Source organism: Micromonospora sp. L32 (assembly GCF_052068055.1).
Classification (GTDB): Bacteria; Actinomycetota; Actinomycetes; order Mycobacteriales; family Micromonosporaceae; genus Micromonospora; species Micromonospora purpureochromogenes.
This window is the reverse complement of record NZ_JBQHDD010000004.1, coordinates 49,682-71,472: the sequence shown is the minus strand read 5'-3', so window position 1 is coordinate 71,472 and position 21,791 is coordinate 49,682. Positions and strand designations below refer to the sequence as shown.

Below are 21,791 nucleotides of genomic sequence, written 5' to 3'. Positions count from 1 at the left end.
TGGAGAGTCCGTGGCTGCCCGGACCCGGCGGAGGTGCGCAATGCGAGAACCAACCACCCGGCAGCGACCCCGGCCGGCCCAGGACCGGCTCCCCACCGGGGGGCCGGAGCTGCTCTCCCTGCTGGCCCGGCTGCTGCGCCGGCCCCGGCGCGGTGACCGGCGGCTGCCGCTGCTCTGGCTGGTCCGCGCGGCCGGCGCCGGCGACGTGGCCGGGCTGCTGCGCCGCTTCGTCGGCCAGGGCGCCGGCCGCCGGGTGCCGCACGCCGTGCTCGACCCGGCCACCCGGCCCGGCGCCGACGACATCCCCGCCGTGCTGCGCGAGCTGCACCGGCAGCTGTCCCTGGAGGCGTTCGGCACCGCCCGGCTGCGGTTCCGGCACTACCCGCTGGCCGACTGGCTGATGCACCAGACCCTCGCCGACGGCGTCGACGCCGCCGACAGCGGCCGGGCCGCGCTGGTGCGGCGGCTGCGCGACCGGCGGGGCCGGCGCTCCGCCGAGGAACCCCCGGTGACCGGCGAGTCGGGCTTCGGCACCGCCCTGCAGGTGCTGCTCTGGCTGCTGCGCCGCGCGGTGCCCAGCGCGGTGTTCCGGATCGCCGTCTCCGGGCGGGTGCCGGTGGTCGGTCGGCGCTACCGGTGGTTCATGCGGCAGCAGTACCTCGCGCCCCGGCAGTCGGTGACCTTCCTCGGCTTCGCCGAACGCCTCACCGCCGGTTGGCGGGACGGTGAACAGCCGGCCCAGGTGGACAAGTTGCTGCTGCACGCCTTCCTGGAGGACCTGCGGCAGGCGTACCGCCGGCGGTTCTGGCGGCCGGGGGACTGGCGCCGCACCGCGTACCCGGTGCTGCTGCTCGACGGGGTCGCCGTGGGCACCGTCGGGCACACCCTGGTCCGGCTGCTCAACGACGTCCGCAACGAGACCGGTCGCAACGACCCGCTGCTGGTGGTGGCGGTCGCCGACGAGCCGCCGCCGGAACTGCCCGCCACCCGCGCGCTGCGCGAGGCCGACGAGGCGTACGAGGAGTGGGCCGAGGCGCTGCCGGAGACCCGGCGACTGCGCCGGGCCGCCGCCTGGCTGCTCGTCCTGCGGTTGGACGCCGGGGACGTCGTACCCCCGCCTGGGGTCACCCCCCGGGCGCTGGTGGCGCCGGACCCGCCCTGGTGGTCGCGGCGCTTCCTGCCGGCGGCGGTGGTCCTGGTGCTGCTGCTGGCCGCCGGGGCGTGGGCCGACCGACGGTGGGCGCCCGACTGTCACCCGTCCCTCACTGGGCAGGTCCGGGTGCAGATGGTCGATGGTGAGTGCGTCGGCTACAGCGACAGCGCGGGGCAGCTCTTCAACAGCGACCCCGGCCAGGACCGGCTCCGGGCGGTGCAACGGCGGATCTTCGCGCAGAACCGCGCCGCCGAGGAGGTCTGGCGGCGCAGCGAGCACCGCCGTCCGTACCTGACCCTGGTCTACCTGGGCTCGCTGACCGGCAACCGGACCCGCGCGGACGAGGAGTCCTACGTCTCCGAGCGGGAGGAGCTGGAGGGCATGGCGACCGCCCAGTACGCCCTGCTCAAGGAGTCCGCCGCCGCGGACGGCGCCGCCCTGCTGCACATCGTCGTCGCCAATGGCGGCCGGCAGATGCGCCACGCCGGCCGGGCGGTGACCATGCTGGAGGGTCTGGCCCGCGACGACCCCACCCTGCTCGGCGTGGTCGGCCTGGTGGAGAGCCGGACCAGCACCGCCGCCGCGCTGCGGGAGCTCAACCGGGTCGGCCTGCCGGTGCTGGCGCCCACCCTGTCGGCCGACCGGATGGACCAGAACTCCAGCCTCTACCTGCAGATGTCGGCGCCCAACTCCGACCAGGCCCGGATGCTGGAGACGTACGCCCGGCAGGTGTTGAAGGTGACCGAGGCGCACGTGTACCACACCACCGGGGAGGGCAGCTCGCTCGCCGACGACCTCTACGTCTCCACCCTCGTCGACGGCCTGCGGGAACGCTTCGGCGACCGGCTCACCCGGCTGGACGAGTGGCGTACCGGGCGGCGGCTGACCCAGGAGTGCGGCTACCCCGGCGTGCTGGTCTTCGCCGGCCGCTGGTCGGAGTTCGACGGGTTCCTGCGCGCGCTCAAGGAGTGCGGCGCGAACCCGCCCCGGCACCTGCTCGCCGACGACTCGGTGAACCGCTACATGGCCAACCCCGGGCTGCGGGCCAGCGCGCCCGGCAACCTGCCGGTGACGTACGTGTCGAAGGCCGCCCTGGCCACCTGCGGCGCGCTGCGGGCCGCGCAGGCCCGCCGCGACGACGCCCGGGGCACCTTCCTGAGCTGGGTGCGCGCCGACGACCTGCTGGAGCCGCCGCGCTGCCGGGACGACGCCGGCCCGCCGGTCGGGGAGCGGGTCAGCCTCGCCTACGACGCGTCGATGATGATGGTGCGGGCCCTGGAGAGCCTCGCCGCCCGGCTGCGGCACGCCGACACCGGCCGGCGCTGGGAACCCCGCGCGGTCAACCCGGCCGGCGTGCACGCCGAGGTGCTGCGGCAGAACGCCGCCGGCGGCTACCCGGGCGTCGCCGGGGTGGTCCGGTACGCCCCGGACTCCGGTGAGCCGGTCGCGAAGCGGATCGCGCTGCTGCGGGTGGCGGAGGTGCCCGACGTGGCCGCGGAGCCGGTGGAGGTGTACCACTGCGGCGCCGCCGACGGCCCGCCCGATCCGGCGTGCCGTCCCGCGTGAGGGCCGGGCGGCCGGCGTCCCGGTCGGGGACGCCGGCCGCAGCCGCCGCCGGGATCAGGCCGGGTCGGCGTTGCTCGGCCGCCCCCACGGCCCGGTGATCGCGAAGACGTAGCCGGGGGACTGGATGTTGGCGAACAGCACCGTGCCGTCCGCGCTGAAGGTCGGGCCGGCGAACTCGCTGTCGTTGAGCTCGTTGCGGGCCAGCGGGTACGCCTTGCCCTGCGCGGTCACCCCGACCAGGTGGGACAGTCCGTCGCCGTCCTCGGCCAGGATCACCCCGCCGTAGGGCGAGACGGTGATGTTGTCCGGTCCGTCGTAGCCGCCCGCGACCGACGGGTCCGGGTTGACCCCGAAGATGGTCTTCAGGGTGACCGTCTCCGAGCGCGGGTCGTAGAACCAGACCTGGCCGTCGTGCTCGTTGACGCTGCCGTCGGCATGCCGGGCGAAGCTGGCGACGAAGTACGCACCCCCGTCGGCCCACCAGGCGCCCTCCAGCTTGCGGCTGCGGGTCACCTGCTCGTCGGTGAACTGCTTGCGCACCGAGACGGTCTTCGCGTCCCGGTCCGGCACGTCCATCCACCGCACCTTGTACCGGGTGCCCGGGGTGGTCGCCTCGGACAGGTCGGCGATGTGCCGGCTGTCCTGGAAGCAGTTCATCGCCTGCAGCTCGCCGGCGGTGCCGCTGTCGGGGCGCAGGGCAAGGGCGCGCAGCGCGCCCTTGCCGCCCCGGAAGCCCGACGGCGGCGTCCACCGGAAGTACAGGCCGTTCGGCCCGCCCGCGTCCTCGGTGAGGAAGATCGAGTGGGTGTACGGGTCGACCGCCACCGCCTCGTGGGCGTAGCGGCCGAGGAACGTCAGCGGCACCGGGTCGAGGTTCTGCTCCCGGTCGTGCGGGTCCACCTCGAAGACGTACCCGTGGTCCTTGAGGAACCTCCCGCCGGCTCGCTGCTCGGTCTCCTCGCAGGTCAGCCAGGTGCCCCACGGGGTGATCCCGCCGGCGCAGTTGTTGTGGGTGCCGGCCACGCTGACGTACTCACGCAGCCGCCGCCCCGCGGCGTCCACCTCGATGGTGGTGGTGCCGCCCCGGGCGCCCGGGTCGTAGGTGAGGCCCGGCAGCGCCGGCACCGGGTACGGCTCGCTGCCGCCGATTTCGTGGTTGTTCACCAGCACCGAACCGGTGGGGGACCGGAAGCAGCCGTTGGCGTCGGGATCGCTGGGGGTCGGGTGGCCGCTCTCCAGCAGCGTGCTGCCCGCCTGCGCCACGATTGTGTACGAGAAGCCGGGCGGCAGCGCCAGCAGGCCGGCCGGGTCCGGGACCAGCTCGCCGTAGCCGACGGCCGGGCGGCAGGCGGCCCGGGCGGCGGCCGGTCCGGCGATCGCCTCCAGGCTGCCGGCCACCACGATGCCGAGGCCGCCGGCCGCGCCGCTGCGCAGCAGGTTGCGGCGGGAGATGGGGGAGGAGGTCACGTCGTCACCTTCCAGTTCTTTCACCATGTCGTCCGCCAGCAGGCAATCCGGACCGGCGGAACACCCGGCGGCGCGGCGGCGGACCGGCAGGTGAACAGTGGACCAACGGCTCACCCGCGACGCCTGGTGCGTCGCCGGCCCGGCTCCGTTAGGGTTCCCTCGACCGGACGGACGTGGTGGGGGAGCAGACGGTGGGCAGGCTCGCGTCGGCGTACGGCCAGGCGGTCACCGCCCACCGGCGGGCCCGTGACCGGTGGACCCGGGCCCGGGCGCTGCTCGACCGGCTGGCCGGGCAGCCCGTGCCGGAACGCACCGTCGACCTCGTCGCCCGGCTCGGCCGCCTCGCCGCCGGCCTGACCGCCCCCACCGCGCCGGCGACCCGGCCGGCCGGCGAACCCGCGCCGGTGCGCGTCGGCGACGCCACCACCGCCGACGGCCGGTTTCCGCTGCTGCTGCCGCTGGGCGCCGGCCGGCACCTGGCGATCAGCGCCGACGCCCGCGACCCCCGGGTGGCGGTGCTGCTGCGGGTGCTGGTGCTGCGACTGCTGGCCACCGCCCCGCCCGGCGCCGTCCGGGTGGTCGGCATCGACCCGGCCGCGCTGGGTGCCACCTTCCTGCCGCTGCGGCCGCTGCGCGACGCCGGCGTGCTCGGCGCGACCGCCACCACCGAGGCCGAGATCGTCGCGCTGCTCGACGCCGCCGAGGCGCACGCCCGCGCCGCCCAGCAGGCCGACCGCGACGACCACGAGCTGCTGCTGGTGGTGGCCGCTTCGGTGCCGGCCCCGCGCGAGCTGGCCCGGCTCGCCGCGCTCACCCACGCCGGGCCCGCCGCCGCGGTCTGCGTGCTGCTCGCCGGCCATCCCGTGGCGCCGCCCGGGCAGGCCCCACCGCTGGGCGCCACCACCACGCTGCGGCTCGACGAGCGGTACGCCTGGGTCGGCGACCCGCCCGGGTACCCGTTCGGCGACGACGGCACCGGGCTGGCCGTACCCGTGCTGCTCGACGGCGACCCGCCACAGGAGGCCGTCCGCTCGCTCGCCGGGCGGCTGGCCGCAGCCGTGCGGCGCGACGCGGCGCTGCACGTCGCGGACCTGCTGCCCGAGCGGCGCTGGACGGAGTCCGCGCGGGCCGGGCTGCGCACGGTGGTGGGCCGGGCCGGGCGGGAGCCGGTCACCCTCGCCTTCGACGACGCCACCCCGCACTGGCTGGTCGGCGGGCGCACCGGCGCCGGCAAGACCGTCTTCCTCGTCGACGTCCTCTATGGACTGGCCGCCCGCTACTCCCCGGCCGACCTCCAGCTCTGGCTGCTCGACTTCAAGGAGGGCGTCAGCTTCACCGAGTTCGTGCCCACCGAACGGGACCCGTCGTTCCTGCCGCACGCCCGCACCGTCGGCGTCGAGTCCGACCGCGAGTACGGCCTCGCCGTGCTCCGCGAGCTGCGCCGGGAACTGGGCCGCCGGGCCGAGGAGTTCAAGCGGCACGGGATCACCAAGCTCGCCGACCTGCCGGCGGACGCGGCGGTGCCCCGGATCGTGACCGTGGTGGACGAGTTCCACGTGCTGCTCGCCGGCAACGACCGGCTGGCCCGGGAAGCCGTCGACCTGCTGGAGGAACTGGCCCGCAAGGGCCGCTCGTACGGCGTGCACCTGGTGCTGGCCAGCCAGAGCACCACCGGCGTCGAGGCCCTCTACGGCCGCGCCGAGACGCTCTTCGGGCAGTTCGCGCTGCGGGTGGCGCTGCCCGGCGGCGAGGCCGTGCTCGGTCCCCGCGCCGCGACCGGCACCGCCGGCCCCGTGGGCACCGCCGTGGTCAACACCGCCGCCGGCGCGCCCGGGGCCGACGTGCTGGTCCGCTTCCCCGACGCGCACGCCGACGCCCGGCAGGTCGCCCGGCTGCGCTACGAACTCTGGGACGACCGGCCGGAGGGCTGGCCGCCGCCGGCGGTCTTCCGCGGCTACGAGCCGGCGCACCTGGAGGACGAGCCGGCCGCCGCCGCGCTGCGGCCCGGCGCGCGCCGCCCGTCGGTGCTGGTCGGCCGCACGGTCGACGTGGCGGGCAGCCCCGCCCGGTTCGCCCTGGACGCCGCCCCCGGGCGGCACCTTGCCGTGGTGGGCACTGCGGCGACCGGGGCGCACGTGCTGCGGGCCGCCGCGCTGAGCCTGGCCCGCCAGCACGCCCCGGGCGATGCGGAGTTCGTGCTCGCGCCGCTGGTCGAGGCCGCCGACGAGCTGGCCGACGAGACCGCCGCCGGGATCAAGACGGCCGGGCACCCGGTCACCGTGGTCGACGCGGCCGGGCTACGCGGGCGGATCGGCGAACTCGCCGCCGACCCGGGGCAGCGGGGCCGGACGTACCTGGTGGTCTTCGGGGTGGACGCGGCCGGCGCCACCCTCGCCCGGACCGACCCGGACACCTTCCGCTCCGGCCACGACGACCTGCGGGCGCTGCTGCGCCAGGGCCCCGGCCACCTGGTGCACCTGCTCGGCTGGTGGCGCGGGCTGCGCCGGCTCGCCGACGACCTCGGCGGCTCGCAGAACCGCGACGACGTGGCCTGCCTGGTGGCCCTCAACGTGCCCGGCGCCGACCTCGGCCTGCACCTCGGCGTCACCGATCTGGCGTACACCCCGCGGGCCGACCGGGCGCTGCTGGTGGACCGGCACGCGCAGCGGACCGCGCTGATCGTGCCGTTCGTCCGCCCCGAGTACCGGCCCGAGGACGAGGAGCGCTGAGTGTCCACCTTCGACGAGTACGCCGCCGCGGTGCGCCAGCTCTCCGTGCAGGTACGCGAGGGCGAGCGGGGCGCCGCCGCCGAGGCGGAGCGTCGGCGGCGGCTGCACGCCGGGGTGGCGCAGGTCGGCCAGCGGCTCGCCGCCCAGGGCCAGCGGCTGGACCAGCTCGGCGAGGCGATCGGTCTTCCGCCGGCCACCGCGGCCACCGCGGCCACCGCGGCCACCGCGGCCGCTTCGGACGGGCCGGATGCCGGCACCGGCTCCCCGGTCGCCACCGGCGCCGTCGACCCGGACGCCGACCCGGACGTCGACCCGGACGCCGATCCGGGCGTCGTGCTGGAGGAGGCCCGCCGGCTGGTCGACGAGGCCGACCTGCGGACCCGCGAGGTCGAGGCCCTCGCCGCCCGGCCGGAGCTGCTGCCGACCTGGTCGCCGGCGGCCCGGGCGGTGGCCGTCTACGTCGCCTGCGCCGCCGCAGGCGTGCTGCTCATGCTGGTCCTGGTGGTCGCCTCCGGCGTGGGGCTGGTCAGCGGCTTCACCCTGGGCGCCTGGATCTGCGCCGGGCTGCCGGTGCTCTCCTTCGCCGCCGGCTGGCTGATCCTCGGCCGCTGGGCGCGGCCCGCCCTGGCCACCGTGGAGCCGCCGCGGTTCGTCCCGCTCGGCTTCGTCATCTGCGTCGCGCTGGTGCCGACCGCGTACTGCGCCAGCCTGCTGCTGGTCCGTTTCCTGCGCTGACCGCGCCCGGCCCGGCCCGCGCGCAGGGCGTTCAGCGTGCCGTCGTGGTGCGCCAGCCGGTACCGCGCCGCCCGCTGCTCGTCGCACGGCCCGGGCGCAGGTCGCCGGCGTTCACCGGTTGTCGTCGACGCCGGTGTCGGTGGCGTGGACGGCCCTGACCAGCCGGGCGAAGCGCACGTCGGGGCAGGGGTAGTCCTCGCCGCAGCCGCAGAGCCACCGGGTGACCACGCGCGGGGGATGGGCGAAGAGGATGTCGTCGGCGTCCTCGACGTCCTGTGCGGACACCAGCCGCTGCGGGTGGCCGGGCCGCTCGGGTGGGTGGTCGCCGCCTGGTCGCCCCGCCCGGTCGTTCCGGTGGGTGCAGGACGCGCGCGGCCGGTCGGTGGAACACCATGGGTGTCACCGGAGCCGTGTGACACCCATGGTGTTCCACCCGTCCGGTCCTCGTCCCCGTTCATGGAGCGGTTCTCGTCGGGTTGGTCTTGCATCGGGTGCTCCCATCCGGTGGCGGTTCCTTGTGGGGGATCGCTTCAGCGTGGGCGCTGCGCGCGGGCGGGGCCCGGCACGCCCGGCCGTCCAGGGGGACCGGCCGACCGGGCGCTCTGTGCGGTGGGGAAGGACCAACACCGGTTTGCAGACCTGGGAGCCGGCCGAAACAGAGATATATAACAGGTCATGTAAGCGCAAGCAGTGGACCAGACATTGCTTGCTATACAAAGTTTCACGTGATCAAATGGCGGTGCAGACCTGGGAGACACCTATGCCCGCCAAAGCCAAGTGGGCGCAGATAGCCGACGGCATCCGCGCCCAGATCCAGTCCGGCGAACTCGCGCCGGGAGACAAGCTGCCATCGACGTCCGAGCTGTGCCGTCAGCACAATGTATCGGCCATCGTCGTCCGGCAGGCAATCAACGCGCTCAAGATCGAGAGGCTCGTCGAGGGAGTCGGCGGCGTCGGCGTGTTCGTCGCCGAGCGGTAGTCGACAATCGGCCGTCGTCGTGTGATCGCCGGAGGGCGTGGCATCTCGTACCCTCCATTGTGGTTCACGCCGGTTGGCCCGGGACGACCAGGGGAGGGCGCGTGAGCGCAGCACAGGTCATCGCCAGGCTGGCGGCGGCGGCGCAGAAGCTGGACGAGGCGAAGGCGAAGACCGCCGCCGCGGCGCAGGACGCCGCCGAGGCGCGGGAACTGGTCGCCGGTGCCCTGGAAGGGGTCGCGGCCGGACCGCTGATCGGGATGCTGGACGCCTACCGGCAGGCGCTGATCCAGGCGGCCCAGGGTGCCGGGCCGGCCAGCCAGCAGGTCCAGGAAACCATCGCCAAGGTACGGGCGCTGGGCAGCTGAGCCCGGCCCCGCCCGGCCCGGCAATGGCGCGCCCCGGTGTCGGATAACTGATCCGGAACGGGGCGGTGCCGCCTGCGCTCCTGCCCATATCCTGGCGGGTTCGCGACCAATGAGCGTGGTTTCCCGGCCAATTCGCCGAAGGCCTCCGCCAACCCCTATCTTCGCATCGGTCGACGCCGCCACCGACGTGGGCGCAGATCCGCGAATGCCCTGGTGGAGCGAGGAGTCGCGCCACGGCGGCGCGCTGTCGCCGCCGGTCCGGGCCGGATTGGTGGTGGCGATACCCATTCGCTACGGGTAATGTCCTGCGACGTCGAAATCCGCTGATCGATTTCGGCACCGCATTCCTGCCCGCGCACATACCGTCGACGGTCGGCCCGGCCGCCGTCCGATGCGCCGTGCCCGTGGAACGTGCGCCCCTTCGCCGTCCCGGGTGGTGGCGTCTGTCGTCGAGGAGTCTCCCGTGAGCGACCCGGACGTTGACCCGCAGGTGAGACCCCCGGTCGAGCCGCGGCCGACCGAGCCCCGCCCGGCCGGACCGGGCGGACTCGACCGGCGGCTGGCCGACCGGCCACCGGGGTACCCGAACGCGCTGGTGTGGCTGCGCGCCGGCATCCTGCGCGACTGGCGGGGTGTGCTCGGCAGCTTCCTGGCCACCTGGTTCTACGTGCCGCTGGCGCTGCTGGCCGCGGTGTGGGGCGGGCTCGCGCTGGGCGTGCTCGGACTGGTCGCCGGGGGTACCCAGGCGGGGGACGCGTTGCCGTCGGTGGTGCGCGACGCGCCGCTGGTCGGCCCCCTGCTCGACGCCTTCCTCAACCGGTCCGGCGGGGTGGTCGGCGGCTTCGCCGGCTTCGCGGTCGGCTTCCTGGCCGGCTTCCTGGTCGTGCTGGTGCTGCCCTGGCGGGACGCCTTCGACGAGCCGGCGAACCTGTTCACCGGCCTGGTCGGGATGGTGGTGGCCGCCGCCCTGGTCGGCCTGGTCTACACCCTGGGTCGGGTGCTGCTGGAGCCGTGGTTGCTCAGCGTCTCCGGCGCGCGTCAGCTCAGCCGGCGGGAGGCGGAGCGGCTGCGGCCGATCCTGTCCGAATGCGCCGCCCGCCTCGGCCTGCCGAGCGTGCCCCGGCTGCTGATCGAGGACGATCCGGTGCTCACCAACGCCCGGGCCTACGCCCGGCACATCGTGGTGACCACCAGCCTGCTCGACGAGCCGGACGAGGACGTCGCGGCGCTGCTCAGCCACGAGCTGGTGCACTGGCGTACCGGTGACGAGGTGACCAGCGCGTTCGTCCGGGGGGTCGGGCTGCCGCTGGTGCTGGTCCACGCGGTGCCGACCTGGCTGATGCGCCGGTTCCCGCACCCGGCCACCGACCTGCTGGTCTTCATCGTCTTCTGGCCGGTGCTGCTGACCATGCGGTTCGTGGTGCTGCCCTGCCACCGCCGCGACGTCCGGGCCGCCGAGTACCGGGCCGACGCCGGGGCGGTCCTCGCCGGCCACGCGGCCGGCATGCGGTCGATGCTGGAACGGCGTCGGTCCTTCGAGACCGGCCGCAGCGGGTGGGACGAGGCGGTCTGCGCCACCCACCCGCCGTCCGAGCTGCGGCTCGACCGGCTCGAGCGGCTCACGCCGGCCACCGCAGACGAGGCGACGGTCGCCGAGGGGAGCCCCGCCCGGGTGGGCACCGAGGAGCTGTTCGGGCGGCCGGGGCCGGTCGGCTCCCGGCGCGCCTGGGTGCTGGTCGGCGCGCTGGCGCTGATCGGCTGCCTCGGCGGCGGCGCGCTCACCACGGCGCAGTGGCTGCTGTTCCGCCCGCAGGCGGCGGTGGACGCCTACTTCTCGGCGCTCGACGACGGGGACGGCCGGGGCGCCCTGGCGGCGTTGACCCCGGACGCCAGGGCGGCGGCGGGCGACGGCGAGCAGCTCGCCCGGATCGTCGGTGGGGAGGGCTACCAGCCGCCGACCGACGTGGACGTCACGTCGGTCGAGCGCGACGGCGACGAGGCGGTCGCCAAGGTCGCCTACACCCTGGCCGGGCAGAAGCTGAGCGCCGAGCTGCCGCTGCGCCGGGACGAGTCGGCGACCCTCGGGCTGTTCCACCGGTGGCAGATCGCCGCGCCACCCGCGCGGCTCAGCCTGCCCGGCGCGGCGGGCCTGACCGTCAACGGCCAACCCGCACCGGCGGCTGGAGAGGGCGTCGAGCTGGCGCTGCTGCCCGGGGCGTACACCGTCGGCGGCCAGCGCAACACCCTCAGCGAGACGCCGTCGCAGGTCGTCTACGTCCTGCCCGGGCAGGAGAGCGCGGGGGCCCCCGACCTGACGCCGACGCTGGCCCCGGCGGCCCAGGCCACGGCGGAGGAGAGCGTCAAGGCGTACCTGGACGCCTGCGCGGCGCAGACGGTGGCCGCGCCCCAGGGGTGTCCGTTCCGGTACTACACCGGGGAGACGGTGAAGAAGATCGCCTGGAAGATCACCCGGTACCCGACGGTGCAGCTCACCCTGACCGGCCCGACCACGGCGCAGGTGTCGACGCCGTTCGAGGGCCGCGGGTCGGCCCGGGCGACCGGCACCACCACCGGCTTCTTCGGCACCACCCCGTTCACGGAGGACGAGGAGATCCAGGTGGTCGGGCTGCTGTCCGTGGTGGACGGCAAGCTGACGTTCCGGCCCAGCGGCGAGTAAGGGAGAGCCGACATGACCGAACCGTCCACCCGGCCGGGGCGACCCGTGCGGATGGTGCTGACCCCGCGTACCGCCCGGCCGCCCCGGGTGCCGCTGCTGGCCTGGATCCACCGCCGGCCGGAGTTCCGCGCCGCGGTGCGCGACGCCGCCGCCGGCCAGGGCGGCCGGCCCGGCTTCAGCGACGCGGTGATCATCGCGGTGGTGGCCCAGGGGCTGCTGCCCGGCCTGTTCAACCTGGTGCAGTCCTGGGTGGACCAGCAGCGCACCGAGGTGACCATCCGCATCCAGGTCGGCGACGCCGAGGCGGAGATCCAGGTGAACGGCCGGACGGATCCCACCAAGCTGCTCGACCAGACCACTCGGGCGCTGCGCGAGGCGGCGGACGGGGAGACCGGCCCGACCGCCTGACCAGGAACCCCACCGGGGCCGACCGCGTTCGCGGTCGGCCCCGTCGTGCTTCGCCCGCTTTGCCGGAAGACACCTCCGGTGCAACATCAGGTTACCGGCGCGTAACTTATCATTGACGTGTGTGAATTGTGACGCGCATCATCGTCCCACCGATCGATCGGATCCCACCACCCACCGTCCCGGCTCCCCGGGAACCTCCCACCGGAGGTGCAGCCATGCTGCTCCGAACGATCCTCGCCGCCACCACCGCCGTCGCCACACTGCTCGTCCCGGCCACCGCCGCCGCGGCCGCCCCCGACCGCACCACCACCGCCGGCACCACCACCGCCAGCGCCGCAACCACGTCCACCGCCGCCGCCGCGAACGCGAACGCCAACCCGGTCATCGTGGTCGGCGGCCTGATCGGCGTCTCCATCGCGTACGAGCCGATCGCCGCGCGGCTGCGTGCCGACGGCTTCCGGGTCTCCATCTTCCAGATCCCCGGGCTCGGCTTCGGCGACATCCGCGAGTCCGCCCGCGCCTTCAAGACGTACGTCGACCAGGTCCGCGCCAGCACCGGCGCGGCCAAGGTGGACCTGGTCGCCCACTCCGAGGGCGGCCTGGTCTCCCGCTGGTACGTCAAGTTCCTCGGCGGCGCCGACGCCGTCGGCCGGTACGTGAGCCTGGGCAGCCCCCAGCAGGGCACCTACGCCGCCAACATCCTCAAGTTCATCGGCCTCGGCAGCTGCGCCGGCATCGTCGCCTGCCAGCAGATGTCCATCGGCTCGGACCTGCTCACCGCCCTCAACGGAGGGGACGACACCCCGGGGGCCATCCGCTGGGCGACCGTGCGGACCTGGCAGGACGAACTGGTCTGGCCGATCGGCAATGCCGCGCTGTCGGACGGCGCGACCAACGTGCTGATCCAGAGCTGGTGCCCGCTGCGGCTGGTCGGTCACCTCAGCCTGATCCTGGACGGGACCACCTACACCGTGGTCCGGCAGGTGCTCACCGACACCCCGGTTCGCCCCAACTGCTTCGCCCTGTGAACCAGCGACGGGCGGACGGGAGCACCCCGTCCGCCCGTCGTGCTGTCAGGCCGGGGCCATTGTCGCCGGTGATGACCGGCTGGACGAACGACCCAGCCGGTCGGCAACCGGGTACGTCGGCGGGGCAGTTGGCCCGAGCGGCCGCTGCGGCCCGCCGCCGCGTGCGACGCTGTGCCGAGTCGGGGGAGACCGGCGCGGTGCCGACGCCGGCAGCGTGGGAGGGGGCGCCATGACGGGTATGCCGCAGCTGGACTTCGCGCTCGACACGTACGAGTGCATCGTGCTCTACCCGGGGCCGGCCGGTCGGGCCCTGCCCAGCGAGACCGTGCAACGGTTGCAGGCCGAGCACTTCGAGCACATGCACGCGTTGCAGCGCCGGGGCATCGTGCTGGTCTCCGGGTCGATCGACGGCCCCGCCCGGGAGCCGGCCCCGCCGATCGGCATCGGCCTGGCCCGCACCGGCTCGGTCGACGACGTGCGCAGCGTGATGGAGGCCGACCCGGCCGTGCAGGCCGGGCTCTACCAGGTGGACGTGCTGACCTTCCTCTGCCCAGCCGGCTCGCTGGAGTTCCCGCTGGTCAAGTCCCAGAGCTGACCGACTGTCGCCAGCCGCCATCCCCGACCTTCCCCGCGCCGCCGCCGACCTGCGTGAGCTGCTCGGCGACCGGTTGCTCCGGCCCGCCGACGCCGACCACCCCGCCCCGACCGACGGTCTTCTCCGCCGTACCCACGCTGCCGGCGACCACCGGCGGTGGGTGAGTGGCGGCGCGGCGGGCACCCGTCGCGGGCGTGGGAGCGCCTCCGGCGGGGGATGCGGGCGGGCGGTACGATTCCCGGCGCGCGGTCGCCGATGCCCGCCACTCACGACGTCCCCCGGTGCGGCTCCGCGCCCGCCGGCCACGCGCCCTGCGCGGTCGCGTCGGTGGACAACTGTTCCGCAGTCCGAAAGGGGTCGGCCCGCCGGCCGACCCGGAGGAGAGACTAGCCTGATGGGCGTGACACGCCGCGCGAAGATCGTCTGCACTCTTGGCCCTGCCACCTCGTCCCCGGAGCGGATCCGGGGGCTCGTCGAGGCGGGCATGAACGTGGCCAGGCTGAACTTCAGCCACGGCAGTCACGCCGACCACGAGTCGGTGTACCGGCTGGTGCGGGAGGCGGCCGACGCCGCCGGGCACCCGGTCGCCATCCTGGCCGACCTCCAGGGCCCCAAGATCCGCCTCGGCAAGTTCGCCGACGGCCCGCACGAGTGGCGCACCGGCGACTCCGTCGTGATCACCGGCGACGACATCGTGGGCACCAAGGAGCGGGTCTCCTGCACCTACCGCAAGCTGCCGCAGGAGGTGAAGCCGGGCGACCGGCTGCTGATCGACGACGGCCGGGTCGCCGTCGAGGTCAGCGACGTCACCGGCAACGACATCCGCGTCCTGGTCACCGAGGGCGGCCCGGTCTCCAACAACAAGGGCGTCTCGCTGCCCAACGTGGCGGTCAGCGTCCCGGCCATGTCCGAGAAGGACGCGGAGGACCTGCGCTTCGCCCTCGGGCTGGGCGTCGACCTGATCGCGCTCTCCTTCGTCCGGTCGGCCGACGACATCAAGCTCGTGCACGGCATCATGGCCGAGGAGGGCGTGCACCGCCCGGTGCTGGCCAAGGTCGAGAAGCCCGAGGCGGTGGACCACCTCGAGGCGATCGTGCTGGCCTTCGACGGCGTCATGGTCGCCCGCGGCGACCTGGGCGTCGAGCTCCCGCTGGACCAGGTGCCGCTGGTGCAGAAGCGCGCCGTGCAGCTCTGCCGGGAGAACGCCAAGCCGGTCATCGTGGCCACCCAGATGCTCGACTCCATGATCGAGAACTCCCGACCGACCCGCGCCGAGGCCTCCGACGTCGCCAACGCGGTGCTCGACGGCGCGGACGCGGTGATGCTCTCCGGCGAGACCAGCGTCGGCAAGTACCCGGTGCTCACCGTCAGCACGATGGCGAAGATCGTCACCACCACCGAGTCCGGCTCGATCGGGGTGCCCCGGCTCCAGCACGACCCGCGTACCCACGGCGGCGCGCTCACCGTCGCGGCCTCCTCGATCGCCCGGGCCATCGGCGCCAAGGCGCTGGTCGCCTTCTCGCAGACCGGCGACACCGTCAAGCGGCTCTCCCGGCTGCACTGCGACCTGCCGCTGCTGGCCTTCACGCCGGTGCCCGAGGTGCGCAACCAGCTCGCGCTCTGCTGGGGCGTGGAGACCTTCCTGATGCCGTTCGTCGAGCACACCGACGACATGTTCCGCCAGGTCGACCAGGCGCTGCTCGGCCTCAACCGGGCCAACCCCGGCGACTACGTGGTGATCGTGGCGGGCAGCCCGCCCGGCACCCCCGGCTCCACCAACACGCTGCGGGTGCACCAGCTCGGCTCGCTGGTCGACGCGGCCTCCGCGCGGGCCCTGCAGTGACCGAGGGCCAGGTGGCCGGGCAGGCCGCGGTCGACCAGTTGCTGGAGGTCCTCGACCTCGACAACACCGGCGAGATGACCTTCCGGGGGATGAGCCCGCCGGTCGGCCCGCAGCGGGTGTACGGCGGGCAGGTCGCCGGCCAGGCCCTGGTGGCCGCTGGTCGTACCGTCGATTCGGAGCGCTTCGTGCACTCGCTGCACGGCTACTTCGTGCGCCCCGGCGATCCGGTGGAGCCGATCGAGTACCAGGTGGAGAACGTCCGCGACGGCCGGTCGTTCTCGGTGCGCCGCTCGGTCGCCCTCCAGCACGGCAAGCCGATCTTCTTCATGTCGGCCTCCTTCCAGCGGCAGGAGGAGGGCCTGGACCACCAGGCCCCCACCCCGCCGGACGTGCCCGGGCCGGACGACGTGCCCACCATGACCGACCGGCTCTCCCGCTACCCGGAGCGGCTCGGCATCTGGGGGCAGATCCCGCGCCCGATAGACGTGCGCTACGTCGGCGAGCCCGGCTGGGTACGCCCCGGCGACCGCCCCGCCGACCCGAACCAGCGGGTCTGGATGCGCATCGACGGCAAGCTGCCGGACGACCCGCTGCTGCACGCGTGCGCCCTGACGTACGCCTCCGACCTGACCCTGCTGGACTCGGTGCTCTCGGTGCACGGCGAGGTCTGGGGCCCGGGCGGTGTGGTCGGGGCGAGCCTCGACCACGCGTTGTGGTTCCACCGGTCGTTCCGGGCCGACGAGTGGTTCCTCTACGACTGCTGGAGCCCGTCGGCCTCCGGCGCCCGTGGGCTGGCCACCGGCCGGATGTTCACCACCGAGGGCCGGCACATCGCCAGCGCCGTGCAGGAGGGCCTGCTCCGCCGCGTCGGCGAGTGATCAAAAGGGTAAGGGGCGGCAGGCCGGCCGGCTGACCTGCCGACTAACCTTGCGGTCATGCGTCTCTCCGCCCGGGTCGACTATGCCCTCCGTGCGGCCGCCGAGCTGGCCTCGGTCGCCGACGGCGCGAGTGCGGGGCGGTCCCGGCCGGTCACCGCCGAGCAGATCGCCCGGGCCCAGGAGATCCCACCGAAGTTCCTGGAGAGCATCCTGCTCCAGCTGCGTCGGGGCGGCATCGTGCACGCCCAGCGCGGGCCCGAGGGCGGCTACTGGCTGGCCCGGCCGGCCGCGGAGATCTCCCTGGCCGAGGTGATCCGGGTCATCGACGGTCCGCTCGCCCACGTGCGCGGGCAGCGCCCCGAGGATCTGGGCTACCACGGCGCGGCCCGGGCGTTGCAGGAGGTCTGGATCGCGCTGCGGGCCAGCGAGCGGGAGATCCTGGAGCAGGTGAGCATCGCCGACGTGGCCGCCGGGGAGCTGCCGGGCCGGATCACCGAGCTGGCCGCCGATCCCCGCGCCTGGAGCTGATCCCGGCCGCACCGTCCGGTGCCGTCCCACCCACCGATAGGGGGCTTGACCCAGCCCCCGTCGTGCCGCATTGTCGACCAAGTCGATAGGAGATGCCGAAAAGTTCGGAGGGGCGCGCGTGCGCAAGCTTCTGGTCCTCGCTCTGGTCGGGCTGGCCGCCCAGCTCGTCGACGGGGCGCTCGGCATGGCGTACGGGCTGACCTCGTCCACCCTGCTGCTCTTCGCCGGCATCGCCCCGGCCACCGCCTCCGCCTCGGTACACCTGGCCGAGATCGGCACCACGCTCGCCGCCGGCGTCGCGCACTGGCGGTTCGGCAACGTCGACTGGCGGGTGGTCGCCCGGATCGCCGTCCCCGGCGCGCTCGGCGCCTTCGCCGGGGCCACCTTCCTCAGCGCCATCTCCACCGAGTCGGCCGCGCCGTGGATGGCGGGCATCCTCTTCGTGCTCGGCGCGTACCTGTTGGTCCGCTTCTCCCGGCCGCTGCGCCCCCGGGCCGGCGCCGGTGGGCTGCGCGGCCGGTTCCTCGGCCCGCTCGGCCTGGTCGCCGGCTTCGTCGACGCCACCGGCGGCGGCGGATGGGGCCCGGTGGCCACGCCCGCGCTGCTGGTCTCCGGCCGGCTGGAGCCGCGCAAGGTGATCGGTTCCGTCGACACCGCCGAGTTCGTGGTCGCCGGCGCGGCCAGCATCGGCTTCCTGATCGGCCTGGGCAGCCAGGGCTTCCTGCTGCCCACCGTGGCCGCGTTGCTGGTCGGCGGCCTGATCGCCGCGCCGGTCGCCGCCTGGCTGGTGCGCATCGTCCCGGCCCAACTGCTCGGCGCGACCATCGGCGGCGTGATCGTGCTGACCAACGCCCGCACCCTGATGCGCGCCGGCGAGCTGGGCGGCGCCGCCCGCCCGGCGGTCTACGCGCTGCTCGCCGTCGGCTGGGCGGTCGCGCTGGCGCTGGCGGTGCGCGCGCTGCGCCGTACCCGTCGGGCCCGCAGCACCGTCGACGCGGCGCTGTCCGCGACCGCCCACCCCGCGACCGGGCCGGCCGCGCGGGCCGTGACCGCGCCGGCCCAGGCCGCGGAGAAGGCGGCCGTCGCGCCGGTCGAGGCCGTGCCCCGACTCGCCGCCGCCGACCACTGACCCCCCGGCGGGGTCAGCCGGCGAGCACGTCGCTCGCCGCGGACGCCAGCAGCTCCCACGCCTCGTCGACGTGCTCCTCGGCGGTCAGCGGCGAGCCGACCGCCAGGCGCAGCGTGTACCGCCCGCCGACCCGGGTGTGCGTCAGGTGCACCCGGCCGGTGTCGTTGACCCGGGCCAGCAGCGCGGCGCTCGCCTCGTCGCCGGCCCGCAGCCGGAAGCAGACCAGCGAGAACGGGTGCGGTGCGGCGAGGTCGAACCGGTCGTCGGCGGTCACCCGGCGGGCGAACCGGTCGGCCAGCGCGACGCCCGCGCGGATGTGCGCGCGCAGCCCCTCGACGCCGTACCAGCGGAGCACGAACCAGAGCTTCAGCGCTCGGAAGCGCCGGCCCAGCGGCACCTGCCAGTCCCGGTAGTCGATCACCGCGCCGGACTCGGTCGCGGCGTTGCGCAGGAACTCCGGCATCACCGTCAACGCCTCGATCAGCTCGCCCCGGTCGGCCACCCAGAACGCGTCGCAGTCGAAGCCGGTGAGCAGCCACTTGTGCGGGTCGAAGCAGTACGAATCGGCGTGCTCCAGCCCGGCGTGCGACCAGCGCAGCTCCGGGCAGACCGCCGCCGCGCCCGCGTACGCGGCGTCGACGTGCAGCCAGACGCCGTACTCGGCGCAGATCGCACCGATCTCCGGCAGCGGGTCCACGGCGGTGGTGGAGGTCGTCCCGATGGTGGCCACCACGATCGCCGGTACGTCGCCATCGGCGCGGTCGGCCTCGATCGCCGCCCGCAGCGCCGCCGGGCGCATCGCCAGCGTCTCCGGGTCCACCTCGATCGGGCGGACACCGTCCTCGCCCAGCCCGGCGATCCGCGCCGCCTTCTCGATGGAGGAGTGCCCCTGGGTGGAGGTGTACGCCCGGTACCGGCGGTCGATGCCCACCGCGCGCCACCGGCCGCCGCTGGCCCGGTGCAGCGCGCCCAGGGTGGCGACCAGCGTGGCCGAGGAGGCCGAGTCCTGGATCACCCCGCCGCCCCGACCGGTGGAGCGGAACCGTTGCGGCAGGTCCATGAGCCCGGCCAGCCAGTCCAGCATCACCGTCTCCAGCTCGGTGCAGGCCGGGCTGGTGGCCCAGAGCATGCCCTGCACGCCGAGCCCGGAGCTGACCAGATCGCCGAGCACGCTCGGGCCGGAGGTGTTGGCCGGGAAGTAGCCGAAGAACCCGGGGTGCTGCCAGTGGGTCAGCCGAGGAGTGATCAGGGTGTCCAGATCGGCGAGCACGGCCTCGACCGGCTCGCCGTGCTCGGGCGGGCTCGCGGGCAGCGCCGCCGCCACCGCGCCGGGCGGGTCCTGCGAGGTGACCGGACGCTTCCCGAGCGTCGTCCAGTAGTCGGCGATCCAGTCCACCACCGCGTACCCGGCGCGGCGGAACTCCTCCGGGTCCATGTGCTCAGCCATCCGACGAGTCGACCAAACCGATCCGGCGTGGGCAAGGGGTGACCGGCTGCCGTTGCAGGCGGGAAGGGGTTGTCCTAGCAATCTCGGTGCGCGGAGCCGAAACACGGACGTCGATGGATGTCCGCTCACCGCCGCTGGACCGCACGTACGTGACCAAGTACGGCACCGGCGGCGACACCCGGCTGCTCACCGGCAGCGGCGTCACCTCGATCAACGGCACCAAGGCCACGCCGTCGATCTCCGCCGACCTGCTGGGTGACTGGCGTGAGGAGGTCGTCTGGCCCACCACCGACAGTCGCGCACTGCGGATCTACAGCACGCCCACCCCGACCGGCCTGCGCATCCCCACCCTGATGCACGACCCGCAGTACCGGGTCTCGGTGGCCTGGCAGAACACCGCCTACAACCAGCCGCCGCACACCGGCTACTTCATCGGCGACGGCATGGGCACCCCGCCCACGCCGGACATCTACCTGCGCTGAGGCCGAAGCCCCGATCCGGTAGGCACCGGGTCGCCAGCCGCGGAATCCGCACCACTGGCGACCCGGTGCTCCACACCGCAGCACCCCCGACCCGTCCCGACCGGGAGTGCCGTACCACCACCGATCACCAAGTTAGGCGCGGCACGCGACGGTGGGGTGACGTGGGTATGAAGAGCGTGTTTCAGGCATTCCGCGTGAGTCCGCCGGCCACCTCGTCGGCGACCAGTTCGAAGGAGCGCACCCGGTCGGCCACGTCGTACACCATCGTGGTGACCATCAGCTCGTCCGCGCCGGTGCGCGCCAGCAGGTCGCCGAGCTGTCGGCGAACCGTCTCCGGCGAACCCATGGCCTGCCCGTCGCGGCGCTGCCGCACGAACTCCCGCTCGAACTCGCTGTACGGGTACGCCGCCGCCTCCTCGGGCGTGGCGAGGGGCTCCGGCCGCCCCGAGCGCAGCTTCAGGAACGACAGCGCGCTCGGCCCGGCCAGCCACTCGGCCCGCTCGTCGGTCTCCGCGCACACCACGTTGACCGCCACCATCGCGTACGGCTGCTCCAGCCAGCGCGACGGGCGGAAGTTCTCCCGGTACAGCTGCAACGCGGGCAGGGTGTGCTGCGCGCTGAAGTGGTGCGCGAACGAGAACGGCAACCCGAGCAGCCCGGCCAGCTGGGCGCTGAAGCCGCTGGATCCGAGCAGCCAGACCGCGGGGGACTGGCCGAGCCCCGGGGTGGCGGTGATCGGCCCCGGCTCGTCGCCGCTGAAATAGTTCATCAGGTCCGCCAGCTCGCGTGGGAAGCCCTCCGCCGACAGCCCCTCCATGGTCCGGCGCAGCGCCAGCGCGGTCACCTGGTCGGTGCCCGGCGCGCGGCCGATGCCCAGGTCGATGCGGCCCGGGTGCAGCGCCTCCAGGGTGCCGAACTGCTCGGCGACCACCAGCGGCGCGTGGTTGGGCAGCATCACCCCGCCGGAGCCCAGCCGAATCGTCGAGGTGTGCGCCGCCAGGTGCGCCAGCAGCACCGCCGGCGCGGAGCTGGCGATCGCCGGCATGTTGTGGTGCTCGGCCACCCAGAACCGGCGGTAGCCCAGCTCCTCGGTGCGGCGGGCCAGCTCGGTGGTGGCCCGCAGGGCCTCCCCGGCGGACGCCCCACGGGCGACGGGCGCAAGATCAAGAACAGACATCGGTACGTCGATCACGGCTGTGGCCAACCCGCCGCGCGCCGGATTTGTTCCCCTCGTCGGGTACGGGTGGCGAGGTCCATCCCGTCGGCGCCCGCCGGTCAGCCCATGCCGCGTGCCTGCTCGAAGATCAGGCTGGTCTGGGTGTGCTGCACCGCCGGATCCACCGCCAGGTGGTCGAGCACGAAGTCGCGTAGCGCGTCCCCGGACGCCGCCCGCACATGCAGCACGTAGTCCTCCGCGCCGGCCACGTGGAACACCGACACCACCCCGGGCAGCCGGACCGACCGGGCCCGGAAGGCGTCCACCGCAGCCCGCTCGTGCGCGATCAGCCGGACCGACACCAGCGCCTGCAACGGCAACCCCACCGCGGCCGGGTCCACCTCCGCGTGGAAGCCGCGGATCGCCCCACAGTCGCGCAGCGCCCGGGTCCGGGTGAGACAGGTCGAGGGGGCCACTCCCACCCGCTCGGCGAGGGCGTTGTTCGGCAGCCGGCCGTCGGCGGCCAGCTCGGTGAGGATCGCTCGGTCGACGTCGTCCAGCGCGGCGAACGGCCGCACATCATTCGGCGCAGGGGGCATGTGAACATCCTTCCGCGAATGCTGCGA

19 protein-coding genes and 1 pseudogene are annotated in these 21,791 nt (G+C 74.5%); 14 read left to right on the top strand and 6 right to left on the bottom strand.

Annotation, left to right across the window (positions count from 1 at the left end):
• Nucleotides 1-40 precede the first annotated feature (40 nt).
• Nucleotides 41-2,719: a hypothetical protein gene (locus ACTMTB_RS12220; RefSeq protein ID WP_441145112.1), complete on the top strand. Its 2,679-nt coding sequence runs from the start codon at nucleotides 41-43 to the stop codon at nucleotides 2,717-2,719.
• Between the two features lie 54 nt (nucleotides 2,720-2,773).
• Here the strand turns inward: ACTMTB_RS12220 and ACTMTB_RS12215 are convergent, their stop codons facing one another.
• Nucleotides 2,774-4,186, bottom strand: coding sequence for an alkaline phosphatase PhoX (locus ACTMTB_RS12215; RefSeq protein WP_441145110.1), 1,413 nt, complete (start codon nucleotides 4,184-4,186; stop codon nucleotides 2,774-2,776).
• 191 nt (nucleotides 4,187-4,377) lie between these two features.
• Here ACTMTB_RS12215 and ACTMTB_RS12210 point away from each other — a divergent pair, with 191 nt between their 5' ends.
• Both ACTMTB_RS12210 and ACTMTB_RS12205 read left to right on the top strand, forming a co-directional pair.
• A complete protein-coding gene (locus tag ACTMTB_RS12210) occupies nucleotides 4,378-6,915 on the top strand; it encodes an FtsK/SpoIIIE domain-containing protein (protein ID WP_441145108.1) in 2,538 nt (845 codons plus the stop codon).
• Nucleotides 6,916-7,650: a hypothetical protein gene (locus tag ACTMTB_RS12205; RefSeq protein WP_441145106.1), complete on the top strand. Its 735-nt coding sequence runs from the start codon at nucleotides 6,916-6,918 to the stop codon at nucleotides 7,648-7,650.
• Between the two features lie 111 nt (nucleotides 7,651-7,761).
• Here ACTMTB_RS12205 and ACTMTB_RS12200 read toward each other — a convergent pair whose 3' ends face one another.
• Entirely contained in the window at nucleotides 7,762-7,935 is a 174-nt protein-coding gene (locus ACTMTB_RS12200) for a hypothetical protein (RefSeq protein WP_441145104.1), read from the bottom strand.
• A 448-nt stretch (nucleotides 7,936-8,383) separates the two neighbouring features.
• On the opposite strand from ACTMTB_RS12200, the gene ACTMTB_RS12195 reads away from it, so the two are divergent.
• The 6 genes from ACTMTB_RS12195 (at nucleotide 8,384) to ACTMTB_RS12170 (ending at nucleotide 13,702) form a co-directional block, all read left to right on the top strand.
• A complete protein-coding gene (locus ACTMTB_RS12195) occupies nucleotides 8,384-8,629 on the top strand; it encodes a winged helix-turn-helix domain-containing protein (RefSeq protein WP_441145102.1) in 246 nt (81 codons plus the stop codon).
• Between the two features lie 101 nt (nucleotides 8,630-8,730).
• Nucleotides 8,731-8,994 carry a DUF6244 family protein gene (locus ACTMTB_RS12190; RefSeq protein ID WP_441145100.1) on the top strand — a complete coding sequence of 88 codons (264 nt, stop codon included), beginning with the start codon at nucleotides 8,731-8,733 and terminating at the stop codon, nucleotides 8,992-8,994.
• Between the two features lie 463 nt (nucleotides 8,995-9,457).
• Complete coding sequence (locus ACTMTB_RS12185) at nucleotides 9,458-11,671, top strand: M48 family metalloprotease (protein WP_441145098.1); 2,214 nt, start codon at nucleotides 9,458-9,460, stop codon at nucleotides 11,669-11,671.
• Nucleotides 11,672-11,683: 12 nt separating this feature from the next.
• Complete coding sequence (locus tag ACTMTB_RS12180) at nucleotides 11,684-12,079, top strand: effector-associated constant component EACC1 (protein ID WP_441145096.1); 396 nt, start codon at nucleotides 11,684-11,686, stop codon at nucleotides 12,077-12,079.
• 215 nt (nucleotides 12,080-12,294) lie between these two features.
• Complete coding sequence (locus ACTMTB_RS12175; RefSeq protein WP_441145094.1) at nucleotides 12,295-13,107, top strand: lipase family alpha/beta hydrolase; 813 nt, start codon at nucleotides 12,295-12,297, stop codon at nucleotides 13,105-13,107.
• A 229-nt stretch (nucleotides 13,108-13,336) separates the two neighbouring features.
• On the top strand, nucleotides 13,337-13,702 hold the full coding sequence (locus tag ACTMTB_RS12170) for a YciI family protein (RefSeq protein WP_441145092.1): 366 nt from the start codon (nucleotides 13,337-13,339) through the stop codon (nucleotides 13,700-13,702).
• Here ACTMTB_RS12170 and ACTMTB_RS12165 read toward each other — a convergent pair.
• Nucleotides 13,686-13,853, bottom strand: a complete 168-nt coding sequence (locus ACTMTB_RS12165; RefSeq protein WP_441145090.1) for a hypothetical protein — start codon at nucleotides 13,851-13,853, stop codon at nucleotides 13,686-13,688. The two genes, ACTMTB_RS12170 and ACTMTB_RS12165, sit on opposite strands and share 17 nt — an antisense overlap.
• Before the next feature lie 243 nt (nucleotides 13,854-14,096).
• On the opposite strand from ACTMTB_RS12165, the gene pyk reads away from it, so the two are divergent.
• The 4 genes from pyk (at nucleotide 14,097) to ACTMTB_RS12145 (ending at nucleotide 18,080) form a co-directional block, all read left to right on the top strand.
• Nucleotides 14,097-15,545 carry a pyruvate kinase gene (gene pyk, locus ACTMTB_RS12160; RefSeq protein WP_357913207.1) on the top strand — a complete coding sequence of 483 codons (1,449 nt, stop codon included), beginning with the start codon at nucleotides 14,097-14,099 and terminating at the stop codon, nucleotides 15,543-15,545.
• The gene (locus ACTMTB_RS12155; RefSeq protein ID WP_441145088.1) at nucleotides 15,542-16,423 is read left to right on the top strand and encodes an acyl-CoA thioesterase; all 882 of its coding nucleotides are present in this window, start codon (nucleotides 15,542-15,544) and stop codon (nucleotides 16,421-16,423) included. The genes pyk and ACTMTB_RS12155 overlap by 4 nt, the downstream gene beginning before the upstream one ends.
• A gap of 57 nt (nucleotides 16,424-16,480) precedes the next feature.
• Nucleotides 16,481-16,951, top strand: a complete 471-nt coding sequence (locus ACTMTB_RS12150) for an RrF2 family transcriptional regulator (protein ID WP_346539392.1) — start codon at nucleotides 16,481-16,483, stop codon at nucleotides 16,949-16,951.
• Nucleotides 16,952-17,069: 118 nt separating this feature from the next.
• Entirely contained in the window at nucleotides 17,070-18,080 is a 1,011-nt protein-coding gene (locus ACTMTB_RS12145) for a sulfite exporter TauE/SafE family protein (RefSeq protein ID WP_441145085.1), read from the top strand.
• A 13-nt stretch (nucleotides 18,081-18,093) separates the two neighbouring features.
• On the opposite strand, the gene ACTMTB_RS12140 is transcribed toward ACTMTB_RS12145, so the two are convergent.
• Nucleotides 18,094-19,527 carry a pyridoxal-dependent decarboxylase gene (locus ACTMTB_RS12140; protein ID WP_441145083.1) on the bottom strand — a complete coding sequence of 478 codons (1,434 nt, stop codon included), beginning with the start codon at nucleotides 19,525-19,527 and terminating at the stop codon, nucleotides 18,094-18,096.
• A 134-nt stretch (nucleotides 19,528-19,661) separates the two neighbouring features.
• Between ACTMTB_RS12140 and ACTMTB_RS12135 the strand changes: the two are divergent.
• Nucleotides 19,662-20,009 (top strand): annotated as a pseudogene (locus tag ACTMTB_RS12135) (rhamnogalacturonan lyase); the annotation flags it as partial.
• Nucleotides 20,010-20,190: 181 nt separating this feature from the next.
• Here ACTMTB_RS12135 and ACTMTB_RS12130 read toward each other — a convergent pair.
• Both ACTMTB_RS12130 and ACTMTB_RS12125 read right to left on the bottom strand, forming a co-directional pair.
• Nucleotides 20,191-21,186 (bottom strand): LLM class flavin-dependent oxidoreductase, encoded by a 996-nt coding sequence (locus tag ACTMTB_RS12130; RefSeq protein WP_441145081.1) that lies wholly within the window; start codon nucleotides 21,184-21,186, stop codon nucleotides 20,191-20,193.
• Between the two features lie 98 nt (nucleotides 21,187-21,284).
• The gene (locus ACTMTB_RS12125; RefSeq protein ID WP_441145079.1) at nucleotides 21,285-21,764 is read right to left on the bottom strand and encodes an Lrp/AsnC family transcriptional regulator; all 480 of its coding nucleotides are present in this window, start codon (nucleotides 21,762-21,764) and stop codon (nucleotides 21,285-21,287) included.
• Nucleotides 21,765-21,791: the final 27 nt, after the last annotated feature.